This is a genomic window from Thauera aminoaromatica (assembly GCF_000021765.1).
GTDB lineage: Bacteria > Pseudomonadota > Gammaproteobacteria > Burkholderiales > Rhodocyclaceae > Thauera > Thauera aminoaromatica.
This window is the reverse complement of sequence record NC_011662.2, coordinates 1,508,809-1,524,401: the sequence shown is the minus strand read 5'-3', so window position 1 is coordinate 1,524,401 and position 15,593 is coordinate 1,508,809. Positions and strand designations below refer to the sequence as shown.

At 70.0% G+C, this 15,593-nt stretch carries 12 protein-coding genes; 11 read left to right on the top strand and 1 reads right to left on the bottom strand.

Annotated features, from left to right (window positions below; all coding sequences use genetic code 11):
- Positions 1-241 precede the first annotated feature (241 nt).
- From TMZ1T_RS20235 to TMZ1T_RS06700, 5 genes are all read left to right on the top strand, one after another.
- On the top strand, positions 242-2,461 hold the full coding sequence (locus tag TMZ1T_RS20235; protein WP_049766900.1) for an ATP-binding protein: 2,220 nt from the start codon (positions 242-244) through the stop codon (positions 2,459-2,461).
- Positions 2,458-2,835 (top strand): response regulator, encoded by a 378-nt coding sequence (locus TMZ1T_RS06715; RefSeq protein WP_012584993.1) that lies wholly within the window; start codon positions 2,458-2,460, stop codon positions 2,833-2,835. Before TMZ1T_RS20235 ends, TMZ1T_RS06715 begins: the two co-directional genes overlap by 4 nt.
- Positions 2,832-5,549, top strand: coding sequence for a two-component system response regulator (locus tag TMZ1T_RS20230; RefSeq protein ID WP_012584992.1), 2,718 nt, complete (start codon positions 2,832-2,834; stop codon positions 5,547-5,549). The genes TMZ1T_RS06715 and TMZ1T_RS20230 overlap by 4 nt, the downstream gene beginning before the upstream one ends.
- Before the next feature lie 121 nt (positions 5,550-5,670).
- Positions 5,671-5,886, top strand: coding sequence for a YdcH family protein (locus tag TMZ1T_RS06705; RefSeq protein WP_012584991.1), 216 nt, complete (start codon positions 5,671-5,673; stop codon positions 5,884-5,886).
- Positions 5,887-6,042: 156 nt separating this feature from the next.
- Positions 6,043-6,834: an alpha/beta fold hydrolase gene (locus TMZ1T_RS06700; protein ID WP_012584990.1), complete on the top strand. Its 792-nt coding sequence runs from the start codon at positions 6,043-6,045 to the stop codon at positions 6,832-6,834.
- Between the two features lie 42 nt (positions 6,835-6,876).
- Here the strand turns inward: TMZ1T_RS06700 and TMZ1T_RS06695 are convergent, their stop codons facing one another.
- Positions 6,877-7,782 carry an endonuclease/exonuclease/phosphatase family protein gene (locus TMZ1T_RS06695; protein WP_012584989.1) on the bottom strand — a complete coding sequence of 302 codons (906 nt, stop codon included), beginning with the start codon at positions 7,780-7,782 and terminating at the stop codon, positions 6,877-6,879.
- Positions 7,783-7,948: 166 nt separating this feature from the next.
- On the opposite strand from TMZ1T_RS06695, the gene TMZ1T_RS21730 reads away from it, so the two are divergent.
- The 6 genes from TMZ1T_RS21730 (at position 7,949) to TMZ1T_RS06665 (ending at position 15,577) form a co-directional block, all read left to right on the top strand.
- Positions 7,949-9,265, top strand: coding sequence for a methyl-accepting chemotaxis protein (locus tag TMZ1T_RS21730; RefSeq protein ID WP_012584988.1), 1,317 nt, complete (start codon positions 7,949-7,951; stop codon positions 9,263-9,265).
- 108 nt (positions 9,266-9,373) lie between these two features.
- The gene (locus tag TMZ1T_RS06685; RefSeq protein WP_012584987.1) at positions 9,374-10,393 is read left to right on the top strand and encodes a cation diffusion facilitator family transporter; all 1,020 of its coding nucleotides are present in this window, start codon (positions 9,374-9,376) and stop codon (positions 10,391-10,393) included.
- A gap of 30 nt (positions 10,394-10,423) precedes the next feature.
- Positions 10,424-11,272 (top strand): HDOD domain-containing protein, encoded by an 849-nt coding sequence (locus TMZ1T_RS06680; RefSeq protein ID WP_012584986.1) that lies wholly within the window; start codon positions 10,424-10,426, stop codon positions 11,270-11,272.
- 215 nt (positions 11,273-11,487) lie between these two features.
- A complete protein-coding gene (locus tag TMZ1T_RS06675; protein ID WP_012584985.1) occupies positions 11,488-14,361 on the top strand; it encodes an adenosylcobalamin-dependent ribonucleoside-diphosphate reductase in 2,874 nt (957 codons plus the stop codon).
- 186 nt (positions 14,362-14,547) lie between these two features.
- Positions 14,548-14,787, top strand: coding sequence for a hypothetical protein (locus TMZ1T_RS06670; protein ID WP_012584984.1), 240 nt, complete (start codon positions 14,548-14,550; stop codon positions 14,785-14,787).
- Between the two features lie 13 nt (positions 14,788-14,800).
- On the top strand, positions 14,801-15,577 hold the full coding sequence (locus TMZ1T_RS06665) for a tetratricopeptide repeat protein (RefSeq protein WP_012584983.1): 777 nt from the start codon (positions 14,801-14,803) through the stop codon (positions 15,575-15,577).
- Positions 15,578-15,593: the final 16 nt, after the last annotated feature.

Genomic DNA, 15,593 nt, shown 5'->3' with positions numbered 1-15,593 from the left:
GCGGTGCGCGCCCGGCCGACCGCACGTCAATCCGAACTATCGCGCAGCAATGCGGTGGCCCATAATGGGCAGCATTCATATCGCGTAAAGCTCGGGGGCTCGCACCCGGCCCGGCGCGATCCGGCTTGCGCCGTCCCCATGTGACGAGAACAGGACGATGGGCGATCCATTTGTTGTTCCAGTTCCGCAGCATCCGGCCTCCCCTGCCTCGCGCAGTTGGCGAGAACGACTTCTTCGTGCCGTGCTCGTCACCCTCGCTGCCCTGCTCCCCCTCGCGCTCGATGCAGCCCAGACGGTGCGTGTCGGGCTGTACCAGAACAGCCCCAAGATCGCGATCGGGGCCGACGGGCGGGGCGAGGGCATCTTCGCGGACATCCTGGAGGCGATCGCGGCACGCGAGGGCTGGCACATCGAGTATGTTCCCGGCTCGTGGAGCGAGGGCCTCGCGCGCCTCGAAGCAGGCGAGATCGACCTGATGCCCGATGTCGCCCGCAGCGCCGAACGCGAGTTGCGCCTCGCCTTCCACGACGAGCCGGTGCTATCGAGCTGGCACCAGGTCTACACGGCCCCCGGCAGTTCCATCCGCTCGCTGCCCGATCTGGGGAATCGGCGCATTGCCGTGCTCGATGCGTCGGTTCAGATGGACAATCTCCGCCAGCTGCTCGTCAACTTCAGCCTCTCTGCGACGCTCCAGGCCTACCCGGAGTACGCCGCCGCATTCGCCGCCGTCGCGGCAGGCGAGGCGGACGCGGTCGTCACCAACCGGTTCTTCGGCGTCCGCCACGCCGCGCAATACGGCCTGGTCGACACCGCGATCATCTTCAGCCCCTCGCGGCTCTACTTCGCGACACGCGCGGGCGGCGACAGGGCACTGCTCGCCGCCATCGACCGCCACCTCGTCGCGATGAAGGGCGACCCGGACTCGATCTTCTTCCGCTCGATCGCGCGCTGGGCAGTACAAACCGAAAGCCCGCGAACCGTGCTTCCCACCTGGGTCGGCAGCGCCGCCCTGCTGGCGCTCAGCCTGCTCGCGGCAGGCGCGCTATGGGTCTGGATGCTGCGTCGCAAAGTCGAGGAAAAGACTGCGGAGATCACGCAACGGAACGAGGAGATCACCCTCACGAACCGTATCCTGCGCGATGCCACCGCCCGCCCGGACGCACCCCGCCTGCTCGAGGACCTCGTCCGTGCCGCCCTCGCCCTCACCGGCTTCGGTGGCGGCGTCGCCTGCCTTCGGGATGCGGACACGGGTCTGCTCGAGGTGAGCGCGCGCGTCGGCGACTGCGCCCCGGCCGCCTGCGCCGCCGACGGCGGCCCGCTGCGCGACACCGCGTGTGCGGCGACCCTCGCCACCGTCGCCAGCGGACGCGGACACGCCCTCGCCGACGCCGGCTCCACGCCGCGGCCCTGCGACAACGTATGCCCGGAGGGCGTGCTCCGGCACGCATTTTTCCCGCTTGAGGTGCGCGGTCGCACCCTCGGCATGCTCTGCCTCTACACCCGCGAGGAACGTACCCCGCCTCGCCGCGTGCTCGCGCTGGTCGAGGACCTCTGCGGTCCGGTCGCACTCGCCATGGACAACGCACGCCTCTACGCCGAAGCACAGGCGCTCGCCCAACGCCTGGAACAACGCGTCACCGAACGCACCGCCGAGTTGGCCGAGACGAATTGCGCACTGCTCGCCGCCAAGCATGCGGCGGAATCCGCCGACCGACTGAAATCGGCCTTCCTCGCCACCATGAGCCACGAGTTGCGCACGCCGCTCAATTCGATCATCGGCTTCACCGGCATCCTGCTGCAGAGGCTCGCCGGTCCGCTCAACGACGAACAGTCGCGCCAGCTCGGCATGGTCCAGGACAGTGCCCGGCACCTGCTTGCGCTGATCAACGACGTCCTCGACATCTCGAAGATCGAGGCGGGCGAACTGCGCATCGCGCATGAAGCCTTCGACATCGCGGCCTCGATCGACAAGGTCGCAGCCATCGTCCGCCCGCTCGCCGAGCGCAAGAGGCTCTGCCTCCAAGTGGAGCGAATGACGGGCCCGCTCGTGATGACCGGCGACATGCGCCGGGTCGAGCAGATCGCACTCAACCTGCTCACCAATGCGATCAAGTTCACCGAACACGGCCGGGTCACGGTGACCCTCGAGCTCGAATCGCAGCACGCCGCCGACGCCGGCCCGGAGCGCGCGGGCCGGCCGGCGGTCCGCCTCTGTGTCGCCGACACCGGCATGGGGATCCGCCACGAGGATCTCGAACTGCTCTTCCAGCCCTTCCGCCAGATCGACAGCACACTGTCGCGCCAGCACGAGGGCACCGGGCTCGGGCTGACCATCTGCAAGCGCCTGGTCGCCTTGATGGGCGGGGAGATCACCGTCGACAGCGAACCGGGGCGGGGCAGCCGCTTCACCGTCACCTTGCCGTACGAGACCGTTGCGGCGAGCGCAGGAACCGGAACATGAACAAGCGCATCCTCCTCATCGAAGACAACGCCCAGAACCGCTACCTCGCGCGTTTCCTGCTCGACGCGCGGGGCTGGCAGGTGAGCGAGGCCGAGGACGGGCCGAGCGGGCTGCTCATCGCCGACCGTACCGACCCGGCGATCATCCTGCTCGACATCCAGTTGCCGGGCATGGACGGCTACGCGGTGGCCCGCGGGCTGCGCGAGAACCCCCGCCTCGCGCACGTGCCGATCATCGCCGTCACCTCCTACGCGATGCCGGGCGACCGCGAGCAGTGCCTGGCCGCAGGCTGCACCGGCTACATCGAGAAACCGATCGATCCCGAACGCTTCGCCGACGAGGTCGAGCGCTACCACACCGGAGACGACACATGAGGCACGCGCTGATCGTCGACGACCGCAGCGACAACCGCTACCTGCTGCGCGCCCTGCTGCAGGGGCACGGATTCGCGGTCAGCGAGGCGGAGAACGGCAGCGCAGCGCTCGCACGGGCCCGGACGCAGCGGCCCGACGTGATCGTCAGCGACCTGCTGATGCCGGTCATGGACGGCTACACCTTGCTGCGCGAATGGAAGGCGGACCCCGGGCTCGCATCGATCCCGTTCATCGTCTATACGGCCACCTACACCGAGCCGCGCGACGAGAAGCTCGCCCTCGACCTCGGCGCCGACGCCTTCATCGTCAAGCCCGCCGAGCCGGAGGCCTTCATGGAGGTCGTCGCGAACGCCCTCGCGCGCGCGGACGAAGGCGGCCGGGTCGCCGCCAGTCCACGCGCCGACGAGACGGTCGTGCTGCGGGAGTACAACGAGGTGCTCGTCGCCAAGCTCGAACAGCGCAGCGCCGAACTCGAGGTCCACGTCGCCGAGCTCCAGCGCGCCGAGAGCCGCCTCGGCCGCCTGAACCGACTCTACGCCGCGCTCAGCGAAACCAACCACGCCATCGTCCATGCCACCGCGGCACCCGCGCTGCTGGCGACCGCGTGCCGCATCGCCATCGAGCGCGGGGGCCTGTCGGCGGCATGGATCGGCCTGCTCAATACCGCGGGCGACGGGATCCGCGCGGCCGCCCATCACGGCAGCCACCTGCCCTGGGTCGAACGCCTCGCCCTGCTGAGCCCGCACGCCACGGCCCGCACGCCGGTCGAGATCGCGGTCGCCCGCGGCACGACCTACCTGCAAAACTCGCTGCAGGACGACCCGGCGCTCGCCCCCATCCATGACGAACTGGAAGCGGCCGGCCTGCGTGCGGCGATCGCGATACCACTGGTGCAGGACGGGCGGATGAGCGGCTGCTTCGTGCTGTACGCAGGCGAAAGGGGATTCTTCGACGAGGAAATGACCGGACTCATTACCGAGATGGCCGAAGACGTCGCATTCGCTCTGGCCAATTTCGAGCGTGAGGCACGCCGTCAGCGCGCGGAGGAAGCCGCCCGTCTGCTTGGTCGGGCCGTCGAGGCGTCCGCCAACGGCATCATGATCACCGATGCGCGCCAGCCGGGAAACCCGCTCATCCACGTCAACAAGGCTTTCGAGCGGATCACCGGATACAGCGCTGCCGAGGCACTCGGACGAAATCCCGGCTTCCTGGTCGGCGCCGACCCCCTGCAGCGCGGCCTCGCGGAGGTCCGCGCTGCAGTGAAGGCGCAGCGCGAGGCGGAGGTCGTGTTGCGTAGCCACCGCAAGGACGGCAGCCCGTTCTGGAACGAGCTGAGCCTCGCACCGGTGCGCGACTCGGCGGGAACGGTGACGCACTTCGTCGGCGTCATCAACGACATCAGCGAGCGCATCGCTTACGAGGAAGCCCTCGAGCGCCAGAACAACGAGGACCCGGTCACCGGCCTGGCGAATCGCAACCTGCTGCGCGACCGCGTCGGCCAGGCCATCGCCTTCGCGCGCCAGGACGGTCGAGCGCTCGTCCTGCTGTTGCTCGATCTGGACAATTTCAAGCGCATCAACGACAGCCTCGGCCACGACGCCGGCGATCAGGCCCTGAAGGAGATCGCCGGCCGCATTCGGGACTGCGTGGATGCCTGCGACACCGTGGCGCGCATCGGCGGCGACGAATTCGTCGTCCTGCTCACCGACCTTGCCGGCGCACAGGCCGCATCGCTGGTCGCAGGCCGGATCCTGCGCGCGATCGGCCAGCCTCTCATCGTGCTCGGGAGGGAAATCAAGATCTCGGCGAGTATCGGGGCGAGCGTGTTTCCCGACGACGACGACGGCTTCGAAGCCCTGCTGCGCAACGCCGACGCCGCGATGTACCGTGCCAAGGACGCCGGCCGCAACGCATTCCACTTCTACACCGCCGACATGAATGCCGAAGCGGTCCGCAAGCTCGAGATGGAGGGCCGGCTGCGCCAGGCGATCGCCCAGGACGGGTTCGTTCTCCACTACCAGCCGGTACATGAGGCCGCCGGCGCTCGCATGGTCGCCGCCGAGGCGCTGGTGCGCATGCGCGACGAGAACGGCACGATCACGCCGCCGGGCGAGTTCATCCCCCTCGCAGAAGAGACCGGGATGATCCTCGCGCTGGGCCGCTGGGTCTTGCTCGCAGCCTGCCGCGAGGCACGCCGCTGGCTCGACCTGGGCCGCGAGATGCAGGTGGCCGTCAACCTCTCGGCACGCCAGTTCAACGATGAGGGACTCGCCGCGCATATCCGCCATTGCCTGGCCGCAGCGGGCCTGCCCGCGCGCCTCCTCAAGCTCGAGATCACCGAGAGCATGGTCATGCGCGACGTCGGTCAGGCCGCCCGGGTCCTGTCCACCCTTAAGGCCCTCGACGTCAGCGTGTCGGTCGACGATTTCGGGACCGGCCACTCCTCGCTCGCCTGCCTTCGCCGCTTTCCGCTCGACCAGCTCAAGATCGACCGCAGCTTCGTGCAAGACGCGGCACAGGACGAGGATAGTGCCGCCATCGTACGCGGCATCATCGCGCTCGCCGGCAGCCTGCGTTTGCAGACCGTCGCCGAGGGGGTGGAGACCGCCGAGCAGGTGGGTTTCCTGCGGTCCGCCGGCTGCGACCTGTTGCAGGGCTACTACTTCAGCCGCCCGCTGGAAGCAGACACGCTGGCGCGCCGGCTCGCGGGTTGAGCGCACCGGCCTTCCACACCGGCGCAGGTTGTCTTCCCCCGCGCTGCCACATACCATTGGGGACAAAACGATGCTGCCCGGCACTTCGCCCATGGTCGGCACGCAAGCGAGGGGAACGAGCATGACCGGGGAGAGCTTCGACGAGGTGACCAGCCTGCGCCAGCGGCTGGACGAGTTGCGCCTCGAGCACCGCGACCTCGACGACGCGATCGCCCGCCTCGCCGACAACCCGGTGGAGGACGAGCTGATGCTGCGCCGGCTCAAGAAACGCAAGCTCGCACTCAAGGACCGCATCGTCGCGATCGAGCACCTGCTCGACCCCGACGAATATGCCTGACTGCCACGGTGCCTGAACAACCCGCCGGCTCGACACTCCATCCGGCCGGCTGAACGTCCGGCCGCCTGAACCCGCACGCGGCAGGCTCGGCTTCGCAGAGCCCCCTCCAGGACGCCTGCGCCCGTCCGCGGTCCCGAACCCTCCAAGAACACGCCCATGACCCAGACCCTCCAGTTCGACGGCCGCCGCGCCGCCTTCGACGAGTCCGGCCCCGCCGCCGCGCCGGCGATCCTTCTGATCCACGGCGCCGGACACGACCGCGGCGTCTGGCAAGCGGTCGCCGCCGGGCTTGCCGCCGCCGGCCGCCGGGTGATCGTCCCCGACCTCCCCGGCCACGGCGACTCGGAAGGCGAGGCCCCCGGCGCGGTCGACGCCATGGCGGCGTGGGTGCTCGCCTTCGCCGACGCGCTCGGCCTCGAACGCTTCGAACTCGCCGGGCACAGCATGGGCTCGCTGGTCGCACTGGCCGCCGCGGCTGCCGCGCCGGGGCGCATCGCACGCCTGCACCTGCTCGGCAGCCTCGCGCCGATGCCGGTCGCGCCCTTCCTGCTCGATGCCGCGCGCAGCGACCCGGCGCAGGCCCACGCGCTGATCAACAAGTTCTCCTTCGCCCCCGCCGAAGTGCTCGGCGAGGACCGCCGACGCACGCTCGAGGCCGGCAACCGCGAGCGCATGGAACGCAACGGCAGCGAGACGCTCGCGCGCGACCTCGCGGCCTGCAACGCCTGGCAGGACGCGCTGGCCGCCGCCACGCGCCGCGACTGCCCCACCCTGCTGCTGTGCGGCGCGCTCGACCGCATGACCCCGGTGAAGGCCATCGGCCCGCTGCACGAGGCCCTGCGCGCCGGCGGCGGCGAAGTGAGGCTGGTGGAGCTGGCAGGCTGCGGCCACGCGATGCAGGAAGAGGCCCCGACCGCCGTGGTGCGGGCCCTGCTCGGGACCGACTGAGCCCGGCCGGGCGGTCGTCTCCCCTGCCGCGCTCCTCTCGTCTTACGCGCCCAGCTCCAGCACCACCGGCTGGTGATCCGAAGCCGCGGTGTCCGCGAGCACCTCGACCGCGCGCACCCGCGGCGCGAGGTCGGCAGTCACGAAGAAGAAGTCGCAGCAATAACTGCGGTCGGGCCACTCCGCACCGTGCAGCCCGACGCTGGGCGCATGCGCCCGCGCGCCGTGCGCGACCGCCCACGCGTCCACCCAGTGCGGGCGCTCGGCGTCCGGTGCGAGCTCGGACGCGGGTAGCGGACGCTGCAGCGCGAGGTATTCGGCCGAGCCCGGTTCGCAATTGAAGTCCCCACACAGCACCGCCGAGGCCGGACGCGGGCGCGCGGCGAAGGCGGGGTTGGACTCCTTGCCCGCCGCCGGCAACCGCGCCAGGTCCGCCGCCTGGGCCTGCAGCGCGCGCAAGGCCTCGACCTGGGCGCGGCGCTGGCGCGCGGAGTAATACTCGAGGTGGGTGCTCATCACCCGCAGCGGCCCCCAGGGCGCCTCCACCACCGCCTCCACGCACACCCGCTGCATCGCCGGACAGGCGGGGTCGGCGGGCGATGGCAGCAGGTGGCGGAACACCTGCCCCACCGGCAGGCGCGACAGCAGCAGGTTGCCGAAGCGCGCCCGCCCGCCGTCGCCGTCGGGCACGTCCATACCCGCGCCGAACACCGGCTCGAAATCCGCACAGGCCTCGGCGAAGAAGGCCGGCTCGTCCTCGCGCGCACCGCCGGCGAGGCCGGGAAAATTGCTCGCCACCTCCTGCAGGCAGATCAGGTCGAGCGGCCCGGCGGCGCGGATCGCCTCGCGCGTACGCGCCAGATCCACCCGCCCGTCCGCCCCGCGCCCCCACTGGATGTTCCAGCTCAGCAGGCGAATGCCTCGTTGTCGCTGCCCGATCGATTTCTTCATACGCATTTCGACATGATGTAAAGAAAGACCCCCGCGCGCCGTTATACCGGGCACGCCCCGTGTCCGGCGCGGACGCCCCGCCGCCTTCCAGCCCGACACGCCGCGCATCCGGACAGGCGGCCTGCGGCCGCCCGTCATCGCGACTCCCGACGACGGCCACCAGACCATGTTCAACCGCAAGCTCAAGAGCACCCTCCAGGAACAACAGGCCGAGCTCGCCGCACGCCAGGCGGTGATCGAGGCGATCGACCGCGCCACCGCCCGCATCGAGTTCGCACCCGACGGTACCGTGCTGTTCGCCAACGAGCTCTTCCTCGCGACCATGAAGTATCGCAGCGAAGAGGTGCTCGGGCAGCACCACCGCATGTTCTGCGACGAGGCCTACGCGAATTCGTCGGACTACCTCGCGCACTGGCAGCGCCTGCGCCGCGGCGAGCCGGTGAGCGGGCGCTTCGAGCGCCGCGACGCCACTGGCGAGCCGGTGTGGCTCGAGGCCACCTACAACCCCGTATTCGGCCCCGACGGCCGCGTGCTGCGCGTGGTCAAGCTCGCCACCGACATCACCGCCCAAGTCCGCGAGGGCGCCGAGCACCGCGCCATGCTGTCGGCGATCGAGCGCTCGATGGCGATGATCGAATTCGACCTCGACGGCAAGGTCCTCGCCGCCAACGACAACTTCCTCGCCACCATGGGCTACGCCCGCCACGAGGTGCTTGGCCGCCACCATCGCCTGTTCTGCGCCGCCGAGGACGCTGCGACGCCCGAGTACGCGCAGTTCTGGGAGCGCCTGCGCCACGGCGAATATTTCTCCGGCCGCTTCCGCCGCGTGGCGCGCAACGGCCGCACGGTCTGGCTCGAGGCCAGCTACAACCCGGTGTTCGATGCGTCCGGTCGCCCCTGCAAGTTCATCAAGCTCGCCGCCGACATCAGCCCCCGCGTCGAGGCGCTCGAGGAAGAGGTCGCCAACTCCGCCGCCGCGCTCGAACGCGCCCGCGACAACGCCCACCTCGCCGAGCGCGGCACCGACGTGATCGCGCGCGCCACCGCACAGATGGTGGCGATCTCGAACAGCGCCGAGGATGCCGCGCACACCTTCGGCCAGCTCGGCGACGAGACCGGGCGCATCACCACCATCGTCAACACCATCCGCGAGATCGCCGACCAGACAAACCTGCTCGCACTCAACGCGGCGATCGAGGCCGCCCGCGCAGGCGAGCACGGCCGCGGCTTCGCGGTGGTCGCCGACGAGGTGCGCAAGCTCGCCGAGCGCACCTCCAAGGCCACCACCGAGATCAGCGCCATGATCTCCACCGTGCAGGACGCCACCCACCTAGCGATCTCGCGGGTGCACGGCATGCACGAGACCGCCACCGCGAGCATCGGCTTGGCACGCGAGGCCGGCGAGGTCATCGACGGCATCCACAACGGCGCCACCGAGGTCGTCGAGGTGGTGGAGCGCTTCTCGGGGCTGCTGCATCGCTGAGTCCCCGAAGGGTGTGGACGCGCGCCGCGGCCCGCCGCGGATGCCGGAGGTGTCGGGACCGACTGCGCCACAGGCATAATCCGCTGAAGCCCTCGAGGAAGCGCTGCGATGCACACCCATCACGGTCATCAGCACGACCACCACGCCCACAACGAGCACGACCACCAACACGGCGACCCCGCACACGGCCACGCATACCCGCATCAAGCCGGTCACGCCCACCCCCCTCATCACGCGCACGACCACTCCGCGAGCCGCTTCCTGCCGCTCGCGCTCGTGCTCACGCTCGGCTTCGCCGCGGTCGAGGCGATCGCCGGGTGGTGGTCGGGCTCGCTCGCCCTGCTCGGCGACGCCGGCCACATGCTCACCGACGCGGCCTCGCTCGGGCTGGCGGCGCTCGCCGCGCGCATCGCGCTGCGCCCGGCCAGCGCCCGCCACTCCTACGGCCTGCGCCGGGTCGAGGCGCTCGCCGCGCTCGCCAACGGGCTCTTCATGCTGGTGATCGTCGGCGGCCTGGTGTGGCACGCGGTCGAGCGCCTGCTCGAGCCGCGCGCGGTGGCCGGCGAGGCGGTGATCCTGGTCGCGCTCGGCGGGCTGGTGCTGAACCTGGCCGTGGCCTGGCTGCTGACCCGCGGCGAGGGCGATCTCAACACCCGCGGCGCGCTGCTGCACGTGATCGGCGACCTGCTCGGCTCGGTCGCCGCGCTCGCCTCGGGCATCGTGATCCTGTACACCGGCTGGATGCCGATCGACCCGCTGCTCACCATGCTGATCTGCGGCCTGATCCTGTACTCCACGCTGGCGCTGCTGCGCCAGGTGGTCCACACCCTGCTCGAGGGCGTGCCCGACGGCCTGTCGCTGCCCGAAGTCGGTCACGCGATGGCGGGCGTCGAGGGCGTGCGCTCGGTGCACGACCTCCACATCTGGAGCCTGGATTCAAACCGCAGCGCGCTCTCCGCCCATGTCGTGCTCGCCGACGCGGCGCGCTGGCCGACGGTGCTGGCGGCCGAGCGCGCCCTGCTGCGCAGCCGCTTCGGCATCGAGCACGCCACCCTGCAACCCGAGCTGCCGCCGGCGCAGCCGCTGGTCTTCACCCCACGTACGCCGCGCGCACGCGATGCCGGCTGAGCCCCTCCCCCGATCCACAGGACCCCGACAATGCACTCCGCCCAGGAACTGGTCAGCCAGATCGAGGCGCTGACCTCGCTGCCCGATGTTTACATGCGCGTGCGCGAACAACTCGAGTCGCCGGCCGGCTCGGTCGTCACCGTCGCCCGCCTGGTCTCCGCCGACCCCGCGCTCTCGGCCCGCCTGCTGCACCTGGTCAACAGCCCCCTGTTCGGCCAGCGCGGCCGCGTCGAGGACATCGTGCGCGCGGTCGCGCTGCTCGGCCTGCAGCAGGTGCACGATCTGGTGCTGGCGATGTCCCTGCAGGGCATCTTCGCCGGCGTCCGCCCCGCCCGCCTCGACATGCGGCGCTTCTGGCGCAACAGCCTGCTCACCGGACTGGCCGCGCGCGCGGCCGGGATCGCCGCCGGCCTCACCGCCGGCGAACGCCTGTTCCTGATCGGCGTGCTCGCAGACACCGGCCACCTGGTGATGTACCAGACCGTGCCCGAGCTCGCCGCCGCCGCGCGCCTTGCGGCGCAAGCCGGCGACGAGGCGCTCGACGCCGCCGAGCGTCGCCTGGTCGGCTGCGACTTCGCGGAACTCGGCGCCGCCCTGCTCGACCGCTGGCAACTGCCCGACCGCTTCGGCACCGCGGTGGGCGCGCAGATGCTGCCGCGCCTGGGCGGCGCCTACGCCGCCGAGGCGGCAACCATCAACCTCGCCCGCCGCATCGCCGAGGCCGACGAGCTGGACCTCCCGAGCAGCGCCGCCGCCGCCCGCGTCGCGCCCGAGACCTGGGGCCTGCTCGGGCTCGAGGCGGAGCGCCTGGCGGGCCTGCGCGAAGGTGCGGAGATCGATTTCGCCGCCTACCTGTCGCTGTTCTTCCCACGCAGGTAGGGGCCGCAGCGTGGCGCAAACCCGCATGGAGACTGGGATTCCAGCCCAAAAACCCCACTTCGGAAGCTACTACATGTAGTGCCCTGCAAAATCATGAAATACAAAGAGATTATATAAGTCATTGTTTTTTTACATTTTTATTTTTTTGCACCAGCACTCGTTCCGCGCTATCCTTCCGTCCGTCCCAAGACCCACCACGGAGGAAGAAAAAGACCATGAGCGAGACCACCAGCGCGTCCACCCAGAACACCGTCAAAGCCTCCGCCGCCAACCTGCCGATGCAGGAAATCTCCGGCGAGGTGCTCGTCGAGAAGTACGCCAAGGGCGATGAACAGACCGTCGCCGAAGTGCGTCGCCGCGTCGCGCGCGCGCTGGCTGCAGTCGAAGCCGAGGACAAGCGCGCCCACTGGGAGGCGAAGTTCCTCGAGGCGCAGGAGAAAGGCTTCGTGCCCGCCGGTCGCATCAACAGCGCCGCCGGCACCACGCTCGCCGCCACGCTGATCAACTGCTTCGTGCAACCGGTCGGCGACTCGGTCACCGAGGCGGTCGATGGCCGCCCCGGCATCTACACCGCGCTCGCCCAGGCCGCCGAGACCATGCGCCGCGGTGGCGGTGTCGGCTACGACTTCTCGTCCATCCGTCCCAAGGGCGCGCTGGTCAAGGGCACGGCCTCCAACGCCTCCGGCCCGGTGTCCTACATGCGCGTGTTCGACCGCTCGTGCGAGACGGTGGAGTCCGCCGGCGCGCGCCGCGGCGCGCAGATGGGCGTGCTGCGCTGCGACCACCCCGACATCGAGGAATTCATCCACGCCAAGGATGAAGGCGATCTCACCAACTTCAACATCTCGGTCGGCGTCACCGATCCCTTCATGCAGGCGGTCGAGGCCGACGGCGACGTAGAGCTGGTGCACAAGGCCGAGCCCACCGAAGAGGTGAAGGCCGCCGGCGCCTACCAGCGCGACGACGGCATGTGGGTGTACCGCAAGGTGCGCGCGCGCGAGCTGTGGGACCAGGTCATGCGCTCGACCTACGACCACGCCGAGCCGGGCATCCTGTTCCTCGACCGCATGAACGCGGACAACAACCTGTACTACTGCGAGACCATCGAGGCCACCAACCCCTGCGCCGAACAGCCGCTGCCGCCCTACGGCTGCTGCTGCCTGGGCTCGATCAACCTCACGCTCTTCGTCAAGAACCCCTTCGGCGACAAGGCCGAGTTCGACTATGCCGGCTTCGGCAAGGTGGTCGACGTCTCCATCCGCATGCTCGACAACGTGCTCGAGGTCACCCACTGGCCGCTCGCGCAGCAGCACGCCGAGGCGCAGTCCAAGCGCCGCGTGGGCCTCGGATTCACCGGCCTGGGCGACGCGCTGATCATGCTCGGCCAGCGCTACGACACCGCCGAGGCGCGCGAGGAAGCGCGCAAGATCTCCGAGTTCATGCGCAACCGCGCCTACCTGGCCTCGTCCGAGCTCGCCCGCGAGCGCGGCGCCTTCCCGCTCTTCAACGCCGACCTCTACCTGTCGGGCGGCAACTTCGCCTCGCGCCTGCCGGCCGATGTGAAGGACAAGATCCGCAAGCACGGCATCCGCAACTCGCACCTGCTGTCGATCGCCCCCACCGGCACGATCAGCCTGGCCTTCGCCGACAACGCCTCCAATGGCATCGAGCCGCCCTTCTCCTATACGTACACCCGGCGCAAGCGCATGGCCGACGGCACCTTCAAGGAGTACGCGGTCGAGGACTACGCCTGGCGTCTGTACAAGCACCTCGGCGGCAACGTCGACAAGCTGCCGCAGTCCTTCGTCACCGCGCTGGAGATCTCCGCGCAGGCCCACAAGGACATGGTCGCCGCGGTCGCGCCCTACGTCGACACGTCCATCTCCAAGACGGTGAACGTGCCCGAGGACTACCCCTACGCCGAGTTCGAGGATCTTTACCTCACCGCCTGGAAAGCCGGCCTCAAGGGGCTCGCCACCTACCGTCCCAACTCGGTGCTGGGTTCGGTGCTGTCGGTCACCCCGACCGCCGAGCAGAAGCAGCCGCACGACGTCGAGATCGCCGACGCCAACAAGCGCCTGTCGATCAAGAACCTGCCCGCTCCGGTGCTGTCCAGCCTGCGCTGGCCCGGCCGCCCGGACCTGCCCGACGGCAACCTGGCGTGGACCTACATGCTCAACACCCCGACCGGCGGCTTCGCGCTCTTCGTCGGCCAGGTGGGCAACAACGGCGGCAGCTTCCCGTTCGAGGTGTGGGTCAATGGCGCCGACCAGCCGCGCGGCCTGGGTGCGGTGGCCAAGACCCTGTCGATGGACATGCGCGCCAACGACCGCGGCTGGCTCAAGCTCAAGCTCGACACCCTGGCCCGCACCGTGGGCGAGCGCTCCTTCGAGATGCCCTTCCCGCCGCACGGCGAGAAGAAGCTGGTGCCCGGCGTGGTGTCGGCCTTCGCCCAGGTGGTGAACTACCGCTGCGAGAAGCTCGGCGTGTTCGACAAGGAAGACGAGAGCAACGGCGTCCTCGACACGCTGTTCAGCCTGGAAGAACCCAAGACCGGCACCGACGGCACGCTGTCGTGGACGGTGGACATCTACAACCCGGCCACCGGCGAAGACTTCGTGCTCGGCCTCAAGGAAATCACCCTGCCGGACGGCGTCACCCGCCCGTACTCGGTGTGGCTGTCGGGCAATTATCCGCGCGCGCTGGACGGCCTGACCCGCATCCTGTCGCTCGACATGCGCGTCATGGACCCGGCCTGGATCGGCATGAAGCTGCGCAAGCTCCTCGACTACCCCGAGCCGCTCGGCGACTTCATGGCCTTCGTGCCCGGCACCCGCCGCCAGCAGAACTGGCCCAGCACCGTGGCTTACCTGGCGCAGCTCATCATCCACCGCTACGCCATGCTCGGCGTGCTCGACGAGCGCGGCTACCCGACGCGCGAGATGGGCATCCTGGAGTCGCCGCGCGACGACAACGAGCCCAAGCTGATGCAGGGCGCGCTGTGCAACGAATGCGGCAACCACACCGTGATCCGCAAGGACGGCTGCGACTTCTGCACCGCCTGCGGCGCGGTCGGGACCTGCGGCTGAGCGCGCGCACGGGCATCGCGCAAACGTCATATTCAGCAAAAAAGGGCAGCCCTGCGGGCTGCCCTTTTTTGCGCTCGGTGTGATCCGTCGATCGTTTCCTGGACGCAGACGCTCTATATAATCGAGAAAATCTTCAGAAACGGTGCGCAGCCCGCCCTGCGACCACGGCACGCCCGAGCGATCACCATGCCCACCTGCCCGCGTTGCGACGGAACCGACTGCCGCGAGTCCCCGTGGAAATCCGCGGACGAGCGCCTCGCCCACCCGGGCGAGCGCGCATGGCGCTGCATGTCCTGCGTGCACCGCTTCCACGCCCCGGAGCCGCGCCGCCTGCTGCGCGACAACCCGATCGTCGCCGCGGTGGGCGGCAGCACCCTGCTGCTGACGATCGCCGTCATCGCGATCCTGTGGTTCTGGAAGAGCTGAGCGGGGAGCGCGCATGAGCACTCGCGCCCATCCGGCCTGCCCGGCCTGCGGATCCACCGACTGCCGGCGTTCGCGCTGGCGCTCGCACGAGGAACACGCCGGCCATCCCGGGCTGCACCCCTGGCGCTGCCTGGCCTGCGACCAGCGCTTCCTGGCTCCCGACGACGCGCTCCGGCCGCGCAGCAGATGGCCGCTGGTGGTGGGGATCCTGTCGGCCCTGCTGCTCCTGGGCATCGGCATCGCGAGCGTGCGCATGCTGGACCTCGACGAGTCCGGCGATGCGCCGGGCGAGACCCGATCCGCCGCGGCCGAGCCCTCGGCGCCGGCGGACGCGCTCGACGCCCGCTTCCGCGCCGCACGTGCCGCGCTGCTCGACACCGCGCGCGGCCGCGAAGTGTCCGCCAGCGCGGTGAGCCAGTTGCGCGAGGCTGCCGAAGGCGGCCACACCGGTGCCATGGTGCTGCTCGGCAAGCTCTACCGCAGCGGCATCGGCATGCCGCAGAACTACGAGCTCGCCGCGCGCTGGCTGAACCAGGCGGCGCATGCGGGCGATCCCGAGGGCATGGTGGAGTTCGGCCGCCTGCATCGCAGCGGGATCGGCGTCGAACGGGATGCGGTGCAGGCCTATGTGTGGTTCAATCGCGCAGCCGCCCTGCTCAACATGGACGGCGTGCAGGAGCGCGACAGCATCGCGGTCAAGCTCGACGCGGACGAGCTCCGGCGCGCGCAGGCCCTGTCGCTCGAAGCCGCCGAAGAGGCCGCCCGGCAGGCGGCCGAGCGCAGCCGCTGAGCCCCCGGGCGTCCAC

Bases quoted from the DNA above. Each gene is read 5' to 3' on its own strand.
- TMZ1T_RS06715 (WP_012584993.1), top strand. From the start codon at position 2,458: ATGAACAAGCGCATCCTCCTCATCGAAGACAACGCCCAGAACCGCTAC.
- TMZ1T_RS20230 (WP_012584992.1), top strand. From the start codon at position 2,832: ATGAGGCACGCGCTGATCGTCGACGACCGCAGCGACAACCGCTACCTG.
- TMZ1T_RS06705 (WP_012584991.1), top strand. From the start codon at position 5,671: ATGACCGGGGAGAGCTTCGACGAGGTGACCAGCCTGCGCCAGCGGCTG.
- TMZ1T_RS06700 (WP_012584990.1), top strand. From the start codon at position 6,043: ATGACCCAGACCCTCCAGTTCGACGGCCGCCGCGCCGCCTTCGACGAG.
- TMZ1T_RS06695 (WP_012584989.1), bottom strand. From the start codon at position 7,782: ATGAAGAAATCGATCGGGCAGCGACAACGAGGCATTCGCCTGCTGAGC.
- TMZ1T_RS21730 (WP_012584988.1), top strand. From the start codon at position 7,949: ATGTTCAACCGCAAGCTCAAGAGCACCCTCCAGGAACAACAGGCCGAG.
- TMZ1T_RS06685 (WP_012584987.1), top strand. From the start codon at position 9,374: ATGCACACCCATCACGGTCATCAGCACGACCACCACGCCCACAACGAG.
- TMZ1T_RS06680 (WP_012584986.1), top strand. From the start codon at position 10,424: ATGCACTCCGCCCAGGAACTGGTCAGCCAGATCGAGGCGCTGACCTCG.
- TMZ1T_RS06675 (WP_012584985.1), top strand. From the start codon at position 11,488: ATGAGCGAGACCACCAGCGCGTCCACCCAGAACACCGTCAAAGCCTCC.
- TMZ1T_RS06670 (WP_012584984.1), top strand. From the start codon at position 14,548: ATGCCCACCTGCCCGCGTTGCGACGGAACCGACTGCCGCGAGTCCCCG.
- TMZ1T_RS06665 (WP_012584983.1), top strand. From the start codon at position 14,801: ATGAGCACTCGCGCCCATCCGGCCTGCCCGGCCTGCGGATCCACCGAC.